This is a genomic window from Amphritea sp., from assembly GCF_048266285.1.
Classification (GTDB): Bacteria; Pseudomonadota; Gammaproteobacteria; order Pseudomonadales; family Balneatricaceae; genus Amphritea.
Genome location: NZ_JBLWZV010000035.1, coordinates 1 through 19,024, shown reverse-complemented (window position 1 = coordinate 19,024; position 19,024 = coordinate 1). Strand labels below are relative to the sequence as shown.

The 19,024-nt window shown below is 41.6% G+C and carries 13 protein-coding genes; 2 read left to right on the top strand and 11 right to left on the bottom strand.

Annotation, left to right across the window (positions count from 1 at the left end; all coding sequences use genetic code 11):
• Window positions 1-388: 388 nt before the first annotated feature.
• The 5 genes from lhpI to ACN0T0_RS19700 form a co-directional block, all read right to left on the bottom strand.
• Window positions 389-1,339, bottom strand: a complete 951-nt coding sequence (gene lhpI, locus ACN0T0_RS19720) for a bifunctional Delta(1)-pyrroline-2-carboxylate/Delta(1)-piperideine-2-carboxylate reductase (protein ID WP_417228464.1) — start codon at window positions 1,337-1,339, stop codon at window positions 389-391.
• Between the two features lie 241 nt (window positions 1,340-1,580).
• Window positions 1,581-3,104, bottom strand: coding sequence for a tripartite tricarboxylate transporter permease (locus tag ACN0T0_RS19715; protein ID WP_417228462.1), 1,524 nt, complete (start codon window positions 3,102-3,104; stop codon window positions 1,581-1,583).
• Window positions 3,105-3,108: 4 nt separating this feature from the next.
• Window positions 3,109-3,615, bottom strand: a complete 507-nt coding sequence (locus ACN0T0_RS19710; protein ID WP_417228460.1) for a tripartite tricarboxylate transporter TctB family protein — start codon at window positions 3,613-3,615, stop codon at window positions 3,109-3,111.
• Between the two features lie 68 nt (window positions 3,616-3,683).
• Window positions 3,684-4,658, bottom strand: a complete 975-nt coding sequence (locus ACN0T0_RS19705; RefSeq protein ID WP_417228458.1) for a tripartite tricarboxylate transporter substrate binding protein — start codon at window positions 4,656-4,658, stop codon at window positions 3,684-3,686.
• Window positions 4,659-4,714: 56 nt separating this feature from the next.
• Window positions 4,715-5,875, bottom strand: a complete 1,161-nt coding sequence (locus ACN0T0_RS19700) for a mandelate racemase/muconate lactonizing enzyme family protein (protein ID WP_417228456.1) — start codon at window positions 5,873-5,875, stop codon at window positions 4,715-4,717.
• Window positions 5,876-6,043: 168 nt separating this feature from the next.
• Here ACN0T0_RS19700 and ACN0T0_RS19695 point away from each other — a divergent pair, with 168 nt between their 5' ends.
• Window positions 6,044-6,655: a helix-turn-helix domain-containing protein gene (locus tag ACN0T0_RS19695; RefSeq protein WP_417228454.1), complete on the top strand. Its 612-nt coding sequence runs from the start codon at window positions 6,044-6,046 to the stop codon at window positions 6,653-6,655.
• Window positions 6,656-7,176: 521 nt separating this feature from the next.
• Here ACN0T0_RS19695 and ACN0T0_RS19690 read toward each other — a convergent pair.
• The 6 genes from ACN0T0_RS19690 to ACN0T0_RS19665 form a co-directional block, all read right to left on the bottom strand.
• Window positions 7,177-8,610 carry a TnsD family Tn7-like transposition protein gene (locus ACN0T0_RS19690; RefSeq protein WP_417228452.1) on the bottom strand — a complete coding sequence of 478 codons (1,434 nt, stop codon included), beginning with the start codon at window positions 8,608-8,610 and terminating at the stop codon, window positions 7,177-7,179.
• Window positions 8,610-9,602: a TniQ family protein gene (locus ACN0T0_RS19685; RefSeq protein ID WP_417228448.1), complete on the bottom strand. Its 993-nt coding sequence runs from the start codon at window positions 9,600-9,602 to the stop codon at window positions 8,610-8,612. Before ACN0T0_RS19685 ends, ACN0T0_RS19690 begins: the two co-directional genes overlap by 1 nt.
• The gene (locus ACN0T0_RS19680; RefSeq protein WP_417228446.1) at window positions 9,586-11,019 is read right to left on the bottom strand and encodes an AAA family ATPase; all 1,434 of its coding nucleotides are present in this window, start codon (window positions 11,017-11,019) and stop codon (window positions 9,586-9,588) included. Before ACN0T0_RS19680 ends, ACN0T0_RS19685 begins: the two co-directional genes overlap by 17 nt.
• A gap of 8 nt (window positions 11,020-11,027) precedes the next feature.
• Complete coding sequence (locus tag ACN0T0_RS19675; protein ID WP_417228444.1) at window positions 11,028-13,235, bottom strand: hypothetical protein; 2,208 nt, start codon at window positions 13,233-13,235, stop codon at window positions 11,028-11,030.
• Window positions 13,232-14,053, bottom strand: a complete 822-nt coding sequence (locus ACN0T0_RS19670; protein WP_417228442.1) for a TnsA endonuclease N-terminal domain-containing protein — start codon at window positions 14,051-14,053, stop codon at window positions 13,232-13,234. Before ACN0T0_RS19670 ends, ACN0T0_RS19675 begins: the two co-directional genes overlap by 4 nt.
• A gap of 851 nt (window positions 14,054-14,904) precedes the next feature.
• A complete protein-coding gene (locus tag ACN0T0_RS19665) occupies window positions 14,905-17,961 on the bottom strand; it encodes an EAL domain-containing protein (protein WP_417228440.1) in 3,057 nt (1,018 codons plus the stop codon).
• 445 nt (window positions 17,962-18,406) lie between these two features.
• Between ACN0T0_RS19665 and ACN0T0_RS19660 the strand changes: the two genes are divergently transcribed.
• Window positions 18,407-19,024, top strand: a 618-nt coding sequence (locus tag ACN0T0_RS19660; RefSeq protein WP_417228438.1) for an ATP-binding protein, incomplete at its 3' end; no start/stop codon positions are given.

Here is a 19,024-nt window from a genome sequence, read left to right as displayed (position 1 = left end):
CTGCTGCCTTGGAATATCAATCTCAATGACTCTCAGGTAACCGAAGCGATCTAGGGTGTGAGCAGTCTACGCTTACTTTTAATTAAGATTGTGAGCAGGCCTATAGACTAGCTCATTTAGCAACCTTTCTTTCTTAATGAACTTTGTGACTAACAACTTTACTCTTAAGCACTTAGCTCATGATCAACGGTGAGTTGTTAATACATTCGTGATGCGAGCAGATAGCCAAGTTGTAATACCGTTAGATTACAGGTGTTAGCTTACGTACGTTTAATCTTTTCATATACGAGTTTTACTGCATAGTTACCTGTATCAGCCGGCCCAATAGTCGCCTGAATTCGTCTAGTACTCCAATAAAGGAAAGCTCTGCTCTTAGTGCCTTAAAAGCCTAAATATTTTTTACCGCAACTCGTCCTGCGGCTAAATCCCATGCACCAGTACCGACTGTTTTAAAGACAATAGGTCTATCTGAGATAGGTTTTTTGTTGATGGCTTCTGCTAAATTATGTACTTGCCCCCAATCAGTATTAGCCTGTATTAAATCACCAGCCTCATGCTTAGCCCCCTCGAAATCATCAACATAAACAGCACTAGTTGATAGTGTATGAGCACTTATTTCTGCCATATCCGGCTTAAAGGCCCCAACACCGATGATCAGCCGCCCCAATTGGCCAGTTTCGTAGTAAATGGGTGTGCGACTGGTCGTGAGCAAAATAACCACATCCGTTCCCTCAGGAATATCTGTTGGTTCACAAGGTTTAAGGCTAGAGCCTTCTTCATAAAATTCATTACAGAAAGAAGTAGCACCTTCTAAGTCAATTCCTCTGATGAAAATTTCTGCATTAGGGTAAACCTGTCTTATCGCTCGAACATGGTAGATCGCCTGAGTGCCACAACCAATGATTAATATGCGTGAAGGGCTCGAATCTAAAAAAGTATCAATGCCAAGCATCGAAACCGCAGCCGTACGACACCCTGTGACCTCTGGACCATCGAGTACACATAAAGGCTGGCCGGTTACAGAATCAAAAACGGTCACTAATCCGAAAATGGTCGGTAGCTTCTTTTCATGATTAGAAGGCTCGACGTTAACTAATTTATGCACTGAAATATCATCTGCTACAGCAGGCATGCTCAGCATTACACCTTCACCGTTGCGAGGAACGACCATTCGCTCGGGACTTAATATGGCACCTTCACTGTACTCAATAGCCGCCTTTTTTATTTCGTTCATAAGATCAAAAATGTTAAGAACCTCTCTGGTTCGTTTTTGATCTAATACCTGCAATTCTTTGTTTTTAAGATCCATTTTATTCTTATACCTGTCTTTATTAATCAAATATATTCATACCGGAAGGACTTGTCGTAACAAAAAGGCTAACGAGCTAATCGCAGTGCACAATGCCTTTTAGCGTATTTTCAAATATATTAGCCAAACCGCTATGTCTCATAAAAAATAAAAACAATTGATATCCCGATGATACCGCCAGTCATATAAGTGTATTAAACCGACGGCACCGGTTAAAAATTATTTTTATTTATAGTCTATTTCTACTAGATGGACATTTTATAAAACGCCTTTATTCCTCGGTCGAATCACTAGTACGAAGTCCTAATCGATGAGCCATTCGCGGTAAATGAGGACCAATAAGTGGAAACACCAACATAGCTAAAGCGATAAGCAACATAATTAATGTTAGAGGTTCAGTCCAAAGGTTTGACCACTCTCCCCCTGATAATTGCAGCCCCGAACGTAGCTTTTGTTCAGCCATGGGGGCCAGAATAAAGCTGATTGCCATAGGTCCTTTTGGGAACCCTCCCAAATCCATGAGAAAACCGAGTAGTGCAAATCCAAGTAGCACCCAAACATCAGTCACAGAGTTGCCGTAAGCAAATCCGCCAATTAAGCAAAAAACAATAATTAAGGGGAACAGTAAAAACTGCGGTATTTGACTGATCTTAGATACCCAGCGAACACTCATAATCATTATCAGATACATCAGGATATTGGACAGCAGAAATGCCGCCATAAGTGTATAAACAATCTGGGGATTATTGACGAATAGTAATGGGCCTGGTTGAACTGAGTGAATAAGTAGTGCCGCCAATAGAAGGACATTGTTAAGACTTCCAGGCAATCCTAATGCAATAAGAGGGATCATAGCGCCGCCAATCGTCGCGTTGTTAGCCGACTCGGATGCGACTATCCCTTCTTCGCATCCTGTTCCAAAGCGTTCTGGTGTTTTGGACACAGCTTTTGCAGAGGAATAGGCAACCATAGAACCTATTACTGCGCCGACACCCGGTAGAAGACCGATCCAAGTACCGATCACTGATGAGCGAAGTAAATTCAATCCATGGCGTGAATAGTCACGCACACCCATTATTATTCCCTTATGAGTAGCTTCAATACCTGAGCTTTCTTTCTTCCCTCTAGCAATAAGGTCACTTAATACCGTGCCCAAAGCGAACAGGCCTATAAACATTGGTATAGGATCAATTCCTCCGTTTAACTCTACTAAGCCGAAGGTTAGCCTTGGTGTACCTGATGATGGATCAATTCCAGGGATTGAAAGGAGCGCACCTACTAATGCTCCAGCGATTCCTTTTATGAACGAACCTTCGGTAATGACCGCGATCAACACAAGGGCCATTATTATCAATGCAAAATAGTTAAATGCAGTGAACTTTGTCGCCCAAATTGAAAGTGGCTTGGTAAGTGCTACCAGCGCCATCCAAGAAATCAGGCCGCCAACAAAGGATGAACCTATCCCTAAACCAAGCGCACGCCCCGGCTGCCCGGCTTTAGCCATTGGATAACCATCAAGCGTCGTCATGATTGCCGCTTCAGTTCCTGGCATTTTCAATAAAGTTGCGGTGATCAGACCACCGCTTATCGCACCAATGTAGATAGCAATAAGTAGAACAATTGCCATTTCAGGCGACATGAAAAAAGTAAGTGGTAAACACAGCGCGATGAGCATTGTGCCGGTCAAACCGGGAATAGCGCCTACAAAAACACCCGCGGACACCCCGATTACCATTAAAGCTAATGGCATCGGATGTAGAGCAAACAAGAATGCAGAAAAAAGACCATCAATCATAAAATCACCATAGCGTTGGAAGATCAACGAAGAAGAATTGAGTGAAGATCAACTCAATACCGACACCCACAACTAACCCAGCAATTAACGCGTAGATTGTTCCTTGTTTGCGATTTGGCATAGGAAGTAAAGTCGCAGACATGACGACAAAGGCCATTGTCATCACCGAAACCGGCCAACGAAGTACAAAAACGGCACTAATGTAAAGTATGACTAGAATCACTATGGCTAGTGGACGGGCAAAACCTGAAAGCTCAACCGGTTCATTAGCCTCTAGTGCTTTCTCACTCGAAGCCGGTAACGTTTCGTCTGTTTTTCCCTTCCAAAGCTGATAAATGTTGGACGATAATACAAGTAGACCTATCAAAATTAATAGAATCGATACACCTTCAGGAATTGCCTTTGACCCTAATGAATCGAACGCAAACCCCGTGATTTTTTGAGTTTCTATATAGCCAACAATCCCTAATGAAATCATCAGCAAAGTGACAGCGTTCTCAATTTTAACCATGACTCACTCTCCATTATGGAATCTGGAGAAGCACGGGGAATCGAAGAAAGATTCCCCGGGATTCTTATCTACTTTGCGGTTGCTTGTTTCGCAATCGGGCCTATCAGTTCAGCCTGTTCATCGAGATAAGTCGAAAACGCTGCACCACTTAGAAATACCGGTGATATTAGTGTGTCGTTATAGAAAGTTTGAATACGCTCAGACTTACTTGCTGTTTCTAACGCACTAGCAAAGGAAGATACGACTGCATCAGGGGTATCTTTAGGTGCAAACCAGTAATTACCAAAGCAAAAGGATACATCCACTCCCTGTTCTTTAGCGGTTGGTACGTTGGGGAGACGTGAGTCAGCCTTATCAGCTAGAAGTGCGATCGCTTTAACCTGACTCGCATCTGATAATTTTCCATCCTTAGTCATAGTAAAGTTGCGCGCACCTGATGCCCCAACAGAAGCAACTTCAGTCTGATCACCAGTAAGTGCAGCGAAATTGTCGGCAGACCCTCCTACTTGTGCAAAGCGGAACTTAGCATTTGAATTATTCTCCAATAGAATGCCAGACATGTGATTAAGACCACCGATGTTAACGCCAAATTTGATGGTGTTAGTGTTCTCAGCTGCGTCGGCGAGCAGATCATTAAGGTTGTTATAACCTGAGTCCTTGCGCACTAAAATCGCCATGCAGTTCAAACCGGTTAACGCGATAGGTTTATAATCTTTATAACCAAAATCAATAATCCCAGCGGCTTGCGCACCAATAATCCCTGTCTCGTGTAGCAAAAACTCATAGCCATCAGGCTCTGCATCCATGACACGACGGGCCCCTACAGAAGAGTGACCGCTAACATTGATGACTGACATAGGTTGATCAAGTAATTTATTTTCATCAATTGCCGAAGCATAGCTTCGCGCAACCAAATCAGTGGAACCACCTGCCTTGAAAGGCACAATGACACTGATAGGCCGGTTGGGCCAGTCTTCTGCTAAGACAGGTCCGGCGCTGATTGCAGCAAATGTTAAACCAAAAATAGTTGTTATAATTTTCATAAGAAATTTACCCAATTGTAGTTATTGTATGCATAATTCGTAATGACTGACGCGACTTACTGGTTTTGCACGAAAAAACCTGCTGTTAGATCAGGTAGGTGGTTATTTACCTCAGTTAAGGCAGATATTGATGGTACAAAGCCCAATCCGGTTCGGTCATGTAACTTCAGAGAACCTTTCACTGGACTACGTTCTTTCTCAGAAACACATTCAAACAACCCTTGGTGCAATGTATGTAGTTCTACATGAGCGACGTATTCGTGTCCTCTTGCTAGTTCTAGCGCGACAGCCTCGGCTAACCAAGTAGATGAACACTGTAACGACACTGGCACACCAAACTCTTGTCCAAGTTTGATTAACTTTTTAGCCGCAGTAATACCCCCAGCGGCGATAGGCGAGAACTGTAGAACACCAATTGCTTCCTGTTGAAGTAAAGCACGAAATATTTCTATACGGGATTCGGTTTCAAATACCATTACCGGAATACCACAGTCACGATTGAGCCAAGTCATCGAAGCCCAATCTTGTACAGGAAAGGGAGCTTGTATAGCTTCGACCCCCACCTCCTCCCAAATGGGTAGCCAGTCGCGCGCTTTGGTAGAATCCAAGCTATACACCGCGTCTGCGATAAGTTTTGTCTTAGGTCCAATGGCTTGCCTCACAGTACGTAACCGTTCAACATCCTGTATAAATGGCAAAGCACCAAATTTCATTTTTACTCGATTATGCCCCTGCTCAACCATTCCAGACATTTCTGCGGCTAAACGATCAAGTGAATCATTAATCCGATAAAGTCCACCGCTGCCATAGACAGGGACATCGTTTCTGATGGGGCCCTCTTCGATCGCACTACCCAAAGAAACGCCTCTGGCCTTGGATAGAAGATCATATAGTGCAATATCAACACCAGAAAGGCTTGCTGCTGTTAATCCGTGTCGGCCATTAAGGGATGTGTTTGCCCAAACTTCAGACCAAAGTGAAGAAACACTGTCGATGGTCCGTCCAAGAACAGATGGTTTAATCTCTGTTTGCAGGAAACGAATCAATGTGTCGGCTGATTCATCGAAGCACCAGCATTCGCCCCATCCAACTTGACCTTCTTTATCAGTCAATCGCAATAAAACAGATTGTTTTCTATGCCAGCGTACACGAGGGTTGTAAATCTGCCCACCGAGCGGCACTTGTAGCAAGAAGATGTCAAATGAACTTATTTTCATGCTTTATAGCTCTAAAATGTCTTATTTGACATATTTATATAATAGGAGAATATTTATTTCAAGCGTTTAAATAATATCTTATGTGCACCTGAGTAGTTTTTTTGACATAATATCCTCTGGCTCACCTAACTTGAGCCAAAGTAAACACTATTTATCAATGGTTTATATATGAAACAAGATCTTGACATGATGCATCTAGCTCATCGCATTAAATCTGTCCGGCAATCACTTGGGTTGACGCTCAATGAAGTAGAGAAACGCTGCGGACTAGGAGCATCAACCGTATCCAAGATTGAGCGTGGCACAATATCCCCTAGTTATGCGACCTTACTGCGGCTTTCAAAAGGCCTCAATGTCGACTTGATTGAGTTAATTCAACAAACCTCAGATAGCGCACCAAAAACTCGGCGCGCAATAACACGTGCAGGTGAAGGAGTTTTTCATTCAATCGGGTCCCACGATTACCAGCTACTCTGCACTGAACTCAATAATAAAAAAATGACCCCTATGCTGGCGGTTGTACACGCTCGTGAAATAAAAGACATCCCCCTTTCTAGCGACCGTCAAAATGGAATGTCTTCACACGATGGTGAAGAGGTACTTTTTGTCGTTTCAGGAGAAGTGATTCTTCATACGGAGTTCTATAGCCCTGTTACCCTCAGACAGGGAGACTGTGCTTATATCGACAGCAATATGGGTCATGTGTGTTTAAAAGGCTCTGAAGAAGATGCTGTGATCTTCTGGGTTTGCACTGACATCATTCCTATGGAATCCAGTTAAAGTGATGAACGGGGGACACAGGTCGACTAAACTGCATATTTTAAATGCTGCAAGTTAGGTCACTTTTAGCCCACGCAGGTCTTCTTTGAAGCGTCAACATACATGATTAAGCTTCCGCTTCACCAACTCGCACTCAGAATCGCTCCATCACTGTGCAGCATGTTTAATTTAGATACTCGCCAGAATTGAGTTCTGGCAATAGGCTGACAATAAATATACTTCCAGAGAGCCCTTAACTGTTCGTTTGTACCAGCGACGAAAGGGACGTTGGGCAAAATTCCAAATCTTTTGAAAGATTTTACCCTTCTTACAAATGCAATGGCTTGCTGCCGGAGTATGCTCTTGCTGCTCTATGCTGAGCTTACGAACATCTGAAATCATGAAAAACCATGTCAGATGTAAACTCTCACTGGATCAATAAATAAGTATTTCAACATCCCCCTGTTTTATACCTTCAGCGTTCAAGAATGTGACTTTACTACCCAGCAACTTATCCTCAACCCCATCTGCATAGCTGGCCTTCAACGACCACCTTTTAACGCTTTAGGTAGTTGTTGGTAAAGCCATTGCTTATCATGCTTAAACAACCATGTGTAGCTTACTCTGGCTTTCGATTGTACCTGTCCTCTAGATGGTAAAGCTAAACGCCTCATGACCTTTTTAAGCTTTCCTCGATGCTCACTTCGTTTACTGTAAAAACGTATCTTACGGCGTAAGTCCTTTAACTCTTTATAACTGCGAAGCTCATGATGAACCGCTCCTGCTGAACAACCAACGTCTTCAGCAATCGCCTCAGCCGACATGCCAACAACCAGTTTTCGCCAAATAGCCCGTCTCTCAGTAGCGAACAGCTTCTGTGTTCGTCTGTTAACATCTATACCATTCCTAAGAGCCAGTGATTTCAATAACTGTACGCTACACCCCATTTTTACAGCTACTTGGCGAAGACTACTACCGTTTCGTAGTAACTCTAACGATTCTTTCCAATGCTTAAACTCACGAGGTTTCGGTAAGCCATCTGCGTGACGGATGGCGAGATTATCGAGGACACTGTCTGCGCACTGACAATAATCTATAAAGTCCGATACCGTTTCAAATAGCGCACCGATCATTAGTAAATGTTTCAAAGGGTGATGCTGTGTCACCTGTCTTCGAACCATGCATGCAGGGAATTGAACTCGTTTACTTAAACTAAATATCGATTTTATTGAAGGATCATCAAGTATCGAAGACCAAAATTGCTCTAACTCTTTTCGCCAAGACTCTTGCCGTACAGTAAGATTTATCGAAGCATAGCCCTTCTCAACCAACCGTACTTGATAAGCGAAAACCAATCGGGCATTGCTAGGAATATGCTCTTTAAGGCGAAATAATTCTGAACTCAAGCGCGCTAATCTAACAGCCGCAGGCGAAGCGATAAAAGGACTCGGAGTTAATTCAAATTCGGGCGGAAGAAATAATTGATATCGAGCCTTAGCTACACCTATCAGCAACACACCATGACACGCGCAAGCGGTTACTCCCGGTAGCTGATGCTCTAGGTGCCATAAAGTCACCCCATGTTTCATATAATCATTAGCGGCACAAATAACACAATATCTTAATTCTGGCGGGTCAGTCACTCTGCTGGCAACAATTGATAACCGAGTATGTACACTCTGAGTATCCCCTTTCACCATGTCCTCTACTACCGCCCTAAAGACATCCGCATCAGAAAAAGGCTGGAAATAATCGATGACTGTGTGATTGTGTACCAGCTTATGAACCTGAAGTTTAGCCACCTCCGCTAATGGCATAGCATAACTAGGTAATGACGATGTTAACTGCACATTTTCAAAACCGATTAGATATTTCAGAGCTACACGGTTCGATGGCATACCTGAACGTAGTCCCCACCGTGCTAACCAACTATATAGCGTTTCGCCTTCATAAATCCTAGGGCAAAACGCCAGCATTATGCTATCGAGCCTTTCATACCCTCACAAAAAAAATCACCTAATAACTCCTGGTCTAACTCTAAAAAGATCAGCATAAGCAGTGCACAAAGCGGTGGGTAACTCCTCTGACGGTATGCCGCTGACGTTAGCTTTAGCAGCGGATTAGATGGCTTTAACGCATGCTCACGATTTTTTAAAAAGTAGGTTTCTAAAAGGTCATCAGGAAGCCATTCATTAAACTTTTGTTGTAATTTAGAGTTTGCTTTTCTCATGGCGAGCGTTGATTTTTTTGGTAATGAATCAAAACCAATTCTTTGCCTCATCGAATGCCGTAACGAATCATCTACGATTTGTAATTCACCAGCCTGTAACCCAAGGCTAATCTCACCCAAGTAATCATAAATAGCTACGGTTCTTTGGGTTTGGGGGACAGTTAAACGTTTACATTCTAGGCAATGACCATCCTTAGGCGGTAGCCAGTGCCGTTTCAAATTTTTATAAACGAAACCACAATAGTCACATTGACTGACTAATGGTGTTCTGTGACGGTCACAGATCAACATTGAAGGTATTTGATGATTAACATGCCAATAGGTTGTACCAAACTGCTCAAAGTCAGACTGAGAACAATCAATACACCAACGCCAGTGTTGTGCATGACGAATATGGTTTTGCTGCATTGGATGAATTTTAATGTCTGCTAGCTCTGAGCTACCCGCAATTAACACTGCCCTTAGTGAGCTGTTCAAAAACGGTAAATAATAAGGTACCAAGGTATGATTCTGTAGTAATGCGTCCCAGCCAACAGTATCAATGTAGTGACTTGCTATAGTCCAATAAACAGGCCGCCATAACAGTGCTGGATTCATATTTCCGACATTCGGAGATATGACGCGTACCGTGTGTAAAAAATCATTTCTACCGGATAAATCAAAGCCACGAGCCAACATGCTCAATAAATGTTCATTGGGTAAAGGCGCAGATAAGTAGCAACTAACCATCCACATCATCTCCAAACCCTTGTAAAAAATCACCGACCATTGGTCTGTCACTTACGCTAAGCATTGGATTTGGTGAGTCGATTGATTTAATCACTTTCGGGGCTATATCGGCGACCTCTCTCCTCTGATCTTTAGCTTCGCCGTTGCTATATTTTGTATTGTTAGTTTCGGCTCTAATCGTGCTTTCATAGGCCTGCTTATTCCCACGGCGGTATTGTACTAAGGCAGGATCAATCAGACTAAACTGATTTTTATACACTCGAACTAACAAGGCGACATCATAGGTATGGTAATTTTTACTTTGTATTTCAGGCTTGCTAAGTAAGTTGACCAATGTCTCATGATGCAACAGTGCCAAACGAATCATTATTGCAGGCAACCCACAGCTCAATTCATGAAATTTATTCCGAAATGTAACTCTATCACTGCCTCTACCCGCATTGATTAGCCCTTCTGGGAAAAGAGTATCGAATAATTGTATGAAATAATCAGATTCAATATCATGATTCAAAAATTTAAAGGCGCGATCATTCAACATTCGCCGAACCGTTGTCATATCCGCGCCAATTCGGTGATCACCAATGACTAACGTATCAAACAAGGCCACGCCTTCAGCGGTACAACTCTGTACAATAGGTACACCAATTTTATTGAACAGGCTTTCAAGTATTTGTAGAGAAGGTGAGTTAGGGCTTTTAATATAAGCCAGCATAAATTGGAGCTCATCGACATGCGCCATGCCAAGATTATGTTCGACTGCAACCTGTTGCATTCCTGATAGATGCTTGTCTACACTTTCTTTCTGTCGTGCATCCCATTCTGTTGCGTAGGAAGTACCTAAGGCCATATCTACCGCTCTAAAAAAATTAGCTGCCATTGCCTTTGGTGCTCCATTCGGTGGAAGATCAAAGCTTATCCAGGTTAGCTGCTTAGTGACAAAATGCTTACCCTTGTATGATGTATGTTGAATGACCTGAGGGATTTGCCTCAACACTGTTCTTATTGTTGTGGTTTTACCTGTGCCAGAGTCGCCAGAAACAAGTACCGAAGGTGCCGTTGTTAACCCCACAGGTATACCACGCTCAAAAGTGCCGTTACGTAAACGATCCGCGATCTCTGTTCTTAGCAGCATCGTATCTCGGGAAAAGGGATTTCGCTGCGAATAAGAATAAAGAATCAGACCTATGAACTTGTTATACATATTCCATGTTTGAGGCAAAGGAATATGAACATCCGTCAACTGACGCAGTTGGGTTGTTTGGTAAATCATTGGTAGAGACCAAAAATTCGACTGAATATTCGAATTTATTGTTATTTTTCGAATGAAGTCATTCTTCTGTAACTCCACCCGAAGGGCTTCAGTTAGCGGATTATTGTTAAGGTTTTCATCTAAATGCTGTCTATATTCGGCTTCGATCATAAACATACTGACTCCTACAGGTTCATCTCATTATCAAGATCATCCAACTGACGTCGATGAGGCGGCTCAGGAGTGGACTCTTGCATCATTTGATCATGCATCTCTATAGCATGAACTAATTTTTGTATTGCTCTTATCGTGTTTTGGCGGCCTTTAATACCGGGCTGTATAGATTTTCGAGTGTTTTCCGGCGCACCCGCTATTGCGGCTTTATTATGTTCTTCGATTTGGTCAATTAGCCTCTGCTTGTGAGCCAGTAATTTTTTCCTATTCAGAGTATTACTGTGCTGTTTGTCTTTAAATTGCTCTAAAACGTGAAGTAACGGCTCCCAATGCTGATCAAGAAAAAGGCTTTCGTTATTGGTATTTTTTAGATGAAGACAGATATATTCGCCTTCAGGTGTTTTATGCCAAAGTTCAGAACTCCAATCTCGTGATCGTTTAATAGCTATTTTGAATGCCCCATGATGTTTAGCTTTGGTATACCAGCCGGCTTTTTTAGCATAATCGCTGTGATAAATTAGCCCTTTAAAATAAATTCCATTTGCACGAACGCTTGCTGTTTCTTCCGGCAAAAAAGCCCATCTAATCCGGCCGGGATCAACATATTTTGAAGGACGGCCACCATTCATTTCTTGATCTATCGAATGTAAAAATAAGGCTTGAGGGGTAATAGAAATATTCGCGCGAAAGGCATTTATATTCATCCGGCTGATACGGTCAGCAGAGTTGTTATGGAACTGAATCTCTAAAATAATACGCTTTATCAAAGCATCACTGTCATACTCTGCTTGGTTTGACTGATGCTGTTCCCCTCTGTCAGGGGCTTTCATAATCGAACCAGGAAGAAAATGAATGACTTCGTCATTTAAGACACCAAACGCTCTTTCAACAATACCTTTAGCGTCTCCCCGAAATGCAGCCGTAAAGTTATAAGCTCTGATTCCAATCTCTTGCCTTAAAACAGAACGAATCACACCATTCGTATGCTCAGTACCGTTATCCACAGTTATTTGGACCGGTATATGTGCCGCAGGCCAGTTGATTTCTTCTGGAGATAAACCATATCGAGCACAATACTCAGACTTATCCATACAAGCATTTACCAATGCTTGAGAGGCCCCTTGCCAGTTAGGTCCATCAAACCCTAAGTACATACCAACAATCATGGTAGAAAAAACATCAATCACCAAATACAAAACGGGCCTACCCATCGTATATTGACCAGAAGTATCGTAGGGGTAGCGAACATAAACATCCAGAATAGTGGCATCTACCTCATAGCGATGAGTAGCACCAATAACACCATCATGTGCATCACCTTGACGATCTGCATGGTCTTTTTCATAAGCAAGATTTCCGTACTTTAATTTGAGGTATTCAGTTTTATTCAGTATTTTTTTTAAATGATAGTTAATCTGTGCATCTGATAAACATTCATGATCAGGATAAGGTATATATGAATACGTTACGTTGCCTTCTACTTCCCGTTCAATCCGATGACATTCAAAGTTCAGTCGAAAAATATCCTTTGCTTTTGAATAGGAAAACTTATCATAATAATTCTTACAAAAAGCAACCACTTCACTCAAAAATTTTTTATGCCTATTCGTTATGCCGCAACTCTTAGAGCGACTTTTATCATTATTTGCTCCACCACGCCCACGTTTCACATTATCATCACCTGGTTTTTCGATATGACGATAGTTTGATCCACACGCCTTCAGCTTAAAAGGTAAGAGCGCATTGGAAGTACAACCGAATACTATATATCGATTGAGCGCGTTGTAATATGCTCCAGGGGTTTTCCAAGCCTTATCAGGGTCACTCAAAATATTTTCAATTTTTAATGTCTGTATTTCAGAGGCAAGGCCGTCTCCATACAGATATTGCTCAATAAAATGCTCAGAGGTTAAAGGCTCTATTCTACTGTACTTCACATCACGCTTTTTAAGCCACGCAGTACGTTTTTGACGTTTCAGCTCGGTATCACTAAAGGAAAGTTCTGCGGGATAATCATACTGTTTACTACACACCCCAGCTTTAGCTTGGTCTTTAATAACTTGCTCAAAGCTCATGACCTTAGGCTTAGAGGCATTGATATTATTCATCACGACATTCAGGTCAATAACAGCAACACGTTTTCGGTGAAGCTGGACATGACAAACCAAATAATTTAGCTCCTCATTATCTGAGGTAACTTGCAATCCAGAATAAATCAAAACAATACCTCCACTGGCCGAAATAAACGGATATGGCGTGTGGTATTAATGCGGAGCATTTGGTGTAAGCATGTATATTGAAACAACGATTGAGTTCTTTGAAAAGTATCGCCTATACGCTTTGCAGAAGAGTTCAAATGAACCTGAAGTTCTGCAAATGGATCTTCTTTCCACGACTCTATGAATGCGCCACCAAAATCAATCAACTCAGCATTGCTTACAATTAAATCATAAGCTAATTCAAAATAATTGATATTCCATACCTTAGGTTTAGTCGTATCACGTTCAGTGATAACACGATAAACAACGCCTCTATTCAACCAGTAAATCCTTTCGATATTAAATTTCTGCCAAGTTCTCGGGTTAATTTTTATAACCCTACCATTTTCATCAAGTCGATATAGTTGATCCCAATACTTGAAAGTGTAAGCTATGCGCTCATAGCTACCATTAGCTAAACGGATTTTTACAACGAAGTCAGTACTCATGATATGTGCTTGGTATTTTTTCCAGTCTCGTGGATGAAGTATGTTCTCGCTCACTGCAATTTCATAAGTTTCATCAACATCTAACGCAAACTGCTCTTCAACACTAATAGTCGATGGTTGCCATAATAAAATTTTATAAGCTCCCAATTCTCCATCAGACAGCAAATGTACTTCTCGATTTTGCCGAGGACAATAAATCCAATGACGACGACCAACTTTGTTCACATCTCTTACAGTCAAATAAGGAACATAAACTTGTGTTTCAGCAATACTCTTTTTCCATTTATTCAGAGAAAGAATTATTTCATCACATATAACTGGTTGTCTCATCGTATTGGCATTCCTTATCGAAAAGAAACTTATACCATCAAAAAAAACACCTTTAAAGACTGATGAAAAATCCATTATTTTGGTATAATTAGAACATAATTAATTTAAGCTTTATTAATTACACCTGTCACATTTATAACATAAACTGCCAATAAGCATTAACGAAAAGACTAAACAATTGATTACACAGAAATAATAATAGTCACCACACCATTTAATATTCTTTAAAATATATCAATAAGTAGTTAAAACAGTGAATAAAACCTTATATTTCTCAACTATAAACAACAATTTCTGACAGTTTTTTTGAATAAATAAATCGTTCTCCTGAGAAATAATTTCAAAAAATATCTCAATATCATAGCGACTAGGAACACATCGGCCCTATCTCTTGGCCTAATCATCGGAAATACATTCATATCAAACGGCACAAAACCCGTGTGGAGTGACCTATTGGGCATCACGCAGAAGATTGAGCTGGCATCATTCAGCAAAGGAATGAGGGTCTATGTATCTGCATCAAGCCGCTATGGCCGGCATAATTTCTTGTTGATAGCTGATCGCGGCGTCTCAAACTGAGACCTCGCGTACCGCCAATACTCGATGTGGATAGCAGGCTGGCGACTCAAAACCAGTGATTCCGGCCTGAGCCTTAAGCGGAATAAATTTAAGCATAACCGACCCATATGCTGTATATAAATACAGCATATGGGCTGCTTAACTCTTGGGTCAAGCCATAGATGTGCAGCAATTCGTCACGCCGTAAGTTTTCGAAATTCACTCTTTGTTATAACTAGACCGATTTACTCTGCCGATACTAGTTAAAAGATGAGAATTTCACGGCAAGTTAGTCAAAGATTCGAACTACTTCTCACTCCCCAGACGGGATCAGGCTTCCATTGTGCGACCCACGTTTTCACTTCTGCCGCAGGCATTGGCCGGGCAATAGCATACCCTTGAGCTAAATCACAGCCTATTGAGAGCAAATGGGAGCCATGTGAAATGGTTTCCACTCCTTCCGCTATGACTTGTCGGTGGAAAGCTGAAGCTAGACCAATTACGCCCTTAACGATGGCCTGATCATCTGGATCATCTAGCATACCCTTCACAAAGCTCTGATCAATTTTCAGTAGGTGCGCTGGTAAGTGTTTGAGGTAAGTCAAAGAGGAATAACCTGTCCCGAAATCGTCTAAAGAGAAACTCACTCCTATTTCTAGGCAGGAGTACATTTTAGAAGAAATTTCAGCTATGTCTGTTAGGGCGCTGGTCTCTAATATTTCTAATTCTAAATAATGAGGAGGGATCGAGGGGTGTTTAGCGAGTGAGTTTGAAAGCTTGTTTACAAAAGTTTCTTCTTGGAGTTGAGCGGCACTTACATTGACGCTAACAGGGATTTCTAGTCCCAAAGATTGCCAATGAGTCATTTGGGATAAGGCTGTCTCAATGACCCATTCACCAATGTCTATGCCAACCTGTTGATTCTCAACAATGGGAAGAAAATCTCCCGGCAAAAGCAATCCTCTTTCGGGATTTTCCCAGCGTATCAAGGCTTCTACACCGATCGTTTTACCTGTATTCATGTTCACTTTAGGTTGGTAATAAAGTACAAACTCATCTTGTTCTAGCGCTTGTTTAATGTTCTCTAAGCTTTCATGTCGAATTTTTATTGCTGAGTCGTTATCGATATCAAACAGATGATATTGATTTTTACCATGTTGTTTGGCTAGATACATGGCTTGATCAGCATGACGCATCAGAAGGTCAGCATCCGACCTATCTGTCGGATAGAGGGTGACACCAATGCTCGCTGACGTTTTAATAATGGTATTCGCGATTCTAAAGGGAGTGCTTGATGCCTTTAATAATCGCTCTAATACATGCACACAATCATCTAAGTTTTCTAAACCAGTTAGCACCACCATAAATTCATCGCCGCCAATACGCGCTAAAATGTCATCACCACGTATAACATCACTCATCCGTTTTGAAATAGTAATTAATAACTCATCCCCCGTTTCATGCCCGTGAATGTCATTAATGAATTTAAAACCATCTAGATCCAGATAGGCTACGGCTAATAATTTATGATCTTTCTCACACTTGATCATTGCTTGTCGTAGACGATCCGCTAGAAAAATCCTATTGGGTAAACTGGTGAGTGGGTCATAATGCGCTATGCGTTCGAGTTGCTGTTGATGCTCTTTTATAGAGGTAATATCCGTAAAGAGGGAAACATAGCTCTGCACCACATTATTACTATCAAAAATAGCACTAATAGTGACCATTGCAGCATATATTCCACCATTTTTACGTCGATTCCAGAGTTCGCCACTCCAATGCTTATGCTCCAATAGTGATGACCACATGGACTCATAGAACTGTGAGCTTTGTTGACCTGACTGAAGGAACCTAGGATTTTTACCTATAGCTTCATCCCTGCTATAACCGGTGATTGAAGTGAACATTTTGTTCACTTCAATAATGGACCCTGTCGTATCAGTAATTGCGATGCCTTCACTAGCATTTGTAAATACACTGGAGGCAAGTTTTTGTTGCTCCTCGGCCTCTTTACGTTTAGATATATTGTGACTGATACCTAATATACCGATGAGATCTCCGTTTTCGTGGTACATAGGAGTTTTGCTTGTTTCAAACAACTCACCATGCCCGTCCGAGGCACAAAATAGCTCTTCTTCATTGACGTTAAGTTCGTTATTTTTTATAGCATTACGATCGTGTAGTCTAAATAAGTCCGCAAGCTCCTGACTGACAAGGTCATAATCAGTACAGCCAATAATATCTGCTTTATTGACACCAAAAAATTGTTCAAACCGACTATTACAACGAAGGTAGACACCTTCTTCATTTTTGAGCCAAATCAAGTCGGGCAACGTATCAATTAGATTATTCAAAAGGGACCGCTCTGCCGCAAGTGCTAACTCAGTTAGTTTGCGTTCAGTTATGTCCTGAATGGTTCCTGTTAGGCCAATACAGGTACCCTCGTCATTAGATATGGTCTCTCCTATACCCAACACCCACCTGGTCTCACCATCCACTTTCCGAATAATTCTATATTCTTTATTAAACGGCTTATTCTGGCCTATAACCTCGTTGATAACATACTGAATCATATGCTCACGGTCTTCAGGATGAACTAACTCACCCCATCCTTGAATTGATTTGTTATAGTTGCCGTCTATGCCAAAAATCTGATCGCAAACATCAGATGTTTCCCAACGATCAGTAACAAAATCACTTTTGTATGAGCCTATATAGGCTGCTTTCTGAGATTCTTTGAAGAAAAACGTCCTCTCTTTTAAAGCCTCTTCTATGCCTCTTCGGTATTTAATTTCATCAGCGAGTTTTTTATTAATTTTTTCTAAGGAAGTGGTCCTGTCTTTCACTCGTTCTTCTAGAGACTGGTTGTCCGTGATTAGTTCGTGCTGCTGATATAAGTTTTGTAGGTCATTTTCAACACTCTTTTGGAATTGCGACAGCAACTTTTGATGGCTAAGCGAAAAATTGTTTTCATTGCTATCCAACATACATATAGTGCCGAAAGGTTCTCCGGTAGGCCAACAAAGGGGGAGACCAAAGTATGAAATCATCCCTCGCTTAATATCAGGATTACTGTCCCAGTTAGGATCTAACAGAGCATTGGGGATGAGTAGCTGCTGCTTACTTTGGATAACTTTTTCGCAGTACAAACCTGAGCGAAGATCAGTCAGTTCATTCTTAACATAGGGATTACCAAGACTATTACTAGAGGTAAAAACTTCTATGTGCTTTGTATGTAAACGCATAATCAGCGCAGAGGGAATGTTTGCTATCTCTGCGATGATATCTACAGTGGCTTGCCATTCAGAAAAAATTTTTTCTGGAATTTCAATATGATGCGAATTGATCAACTAATATATCCTCAGAAAACCTACCCTAGGCGGTATCTATGCCCATATGAATTCAGCAAAATTGGCAATCCGAGAATAAAGAGCACGGCGATACATACCAACTGCTTAACTCTCCCTTCTGGTTAGATAACGTCATGCATGTTGAATTATCATAGATTAGATCTAGAGAAAGCGCGAGTAAGACCTGGTTTCAGCGTTAGCCTGAAGCGATTATTCCGTAAGAAAACGTCTATCACTTTCCTTAGTCGGCTTTCATATGCTCTTGCCTGTGACGCCTGTCGCACCAAGCTCAAGATGGGTTTACCGGACGCTTAAGGTGATTTCTCAGGTCGTGATGTTTATCCTATTTTTGGTGTTCAAAATATGATCTATTTCTTTTCATAAGAGAGTTATTGAAGTTACTATCTATTGATAACGTCAATAACTCTCTTATGTTGGTGAGAAAATGGATCCAACCGATAATCCTCATACTCCGGGCGCGGGCACTCAGCTTCATGAATTAGCAGGCAGGGATGAGCTTAGAAGCAACTTGAAGATTACCGTTGCCAGAATGATGCGAGCTAAGCCTGTGAAAAGCATGCTTGTGGTTGGTTTGAGAGGCGTTGGAAAAACTGTCTTGCTTGAACAGATGCGTCAGGATGTTGAGGCAATGGGCGTTCATACTATTTATATTGGAGCGCCAGAGAATCGCTCTCTTCCCTCTCTTCTTAGTCCTCAATTACAGCTAGAGCTACTCAAGCTTAGTCACCTTGATAAATCAAAAGAAGCGGCAACGCGCGCCTTGAAAGCGCTTGCGGGGTTTGCCAAGTCGCTTAAAGTTAGTTTTGGTGATATCGAAGTTGGGTTTGACCAAGAACCTGAGGCTGGGCTTGCCGATAATGGTGATTTAGAAGCCGATCTGACGGCATTAATGGTAGAAGTTGGTCATGCAGCTAAAGCGGGTGAAACGGCTATCGTAATGTTCATTGACGAGCTTCAATATGTTTGCTCAGAACAGTTTGCTGCTTTGATTACCGCGCTTCATCGATGTGCTCAATTAAAGCTACCCGTTGCATTGGTTGGT

Excerpts from the sequence above, each read along its gene's own strand:
- ACN0T0_RS19710 (WP_417228460.1), bottom strand. The coding sequence starts at position 3,615 with ATGGTTAAAATTGAGAACGCTGTCACTTTGCTGATGATTTCATTAGGG.
- ACN0T0_RS19680 (WP_417228446.1), bottom strand. The coding sequence starts at position 11,019 with ATGTTTATGATCGAAGCCGAATATAGACAGCATTTAGATGAAAACCTT.
- ACN0T0_RS19715 (WP_417228462.1), bottom strand. The coding sequence starts at position 3,104 with ATGATTGATGGTCTTTTTTCTGCATTCTTGTTTGCTCTACATCCGATG.
- ACN0T0_RS19705 (WP_417228458.1), bottom strand. The coding sequence starts at position 4,658 with ATGAAAATTATAACAACTATTTTTGGTTTAACATTTGCTGCAATCAGC.
- ACN0T0_RS19690 (WP_417228452.1), bottom strand. The coding sequence starts at position 8,610 with ATGCTGGCGTTTTGCCCTAGGATTTATGAAGGCGAAACGCTATATAGT.
- ACN0T0_RS19700 (WP_417228456.1), bottom strand. The coding sequence starts at position 5,875 with ATGAAAATAAGTTCATTTGACATCTTCTTGCTACAAGTGCCGCTCGGT.
- ACN0T0_RS19670 (WP_417228442.1), bottom strand. The coding sequence starts at position 14,053 with ATGAGACAACCAGTTATATGTGATGAAATAATTCTTTCTCTGAATAAA.
- ACN0T0_RS19695 (WP_417228454.1), top strand. The coding sequence starts at position 6,044 with ATGAAACAAGATCTTGACATGATGCATCTAGCTCATCGCATTAAATCT.
- ACN0T0_RS19685 (WP_417228448.1), bottom strand. The coding sequence starts at position 9,602 with ATGATGTGGATGGTTAGTTGCTACTTATCTGCGCCTTTACCCAATGAA.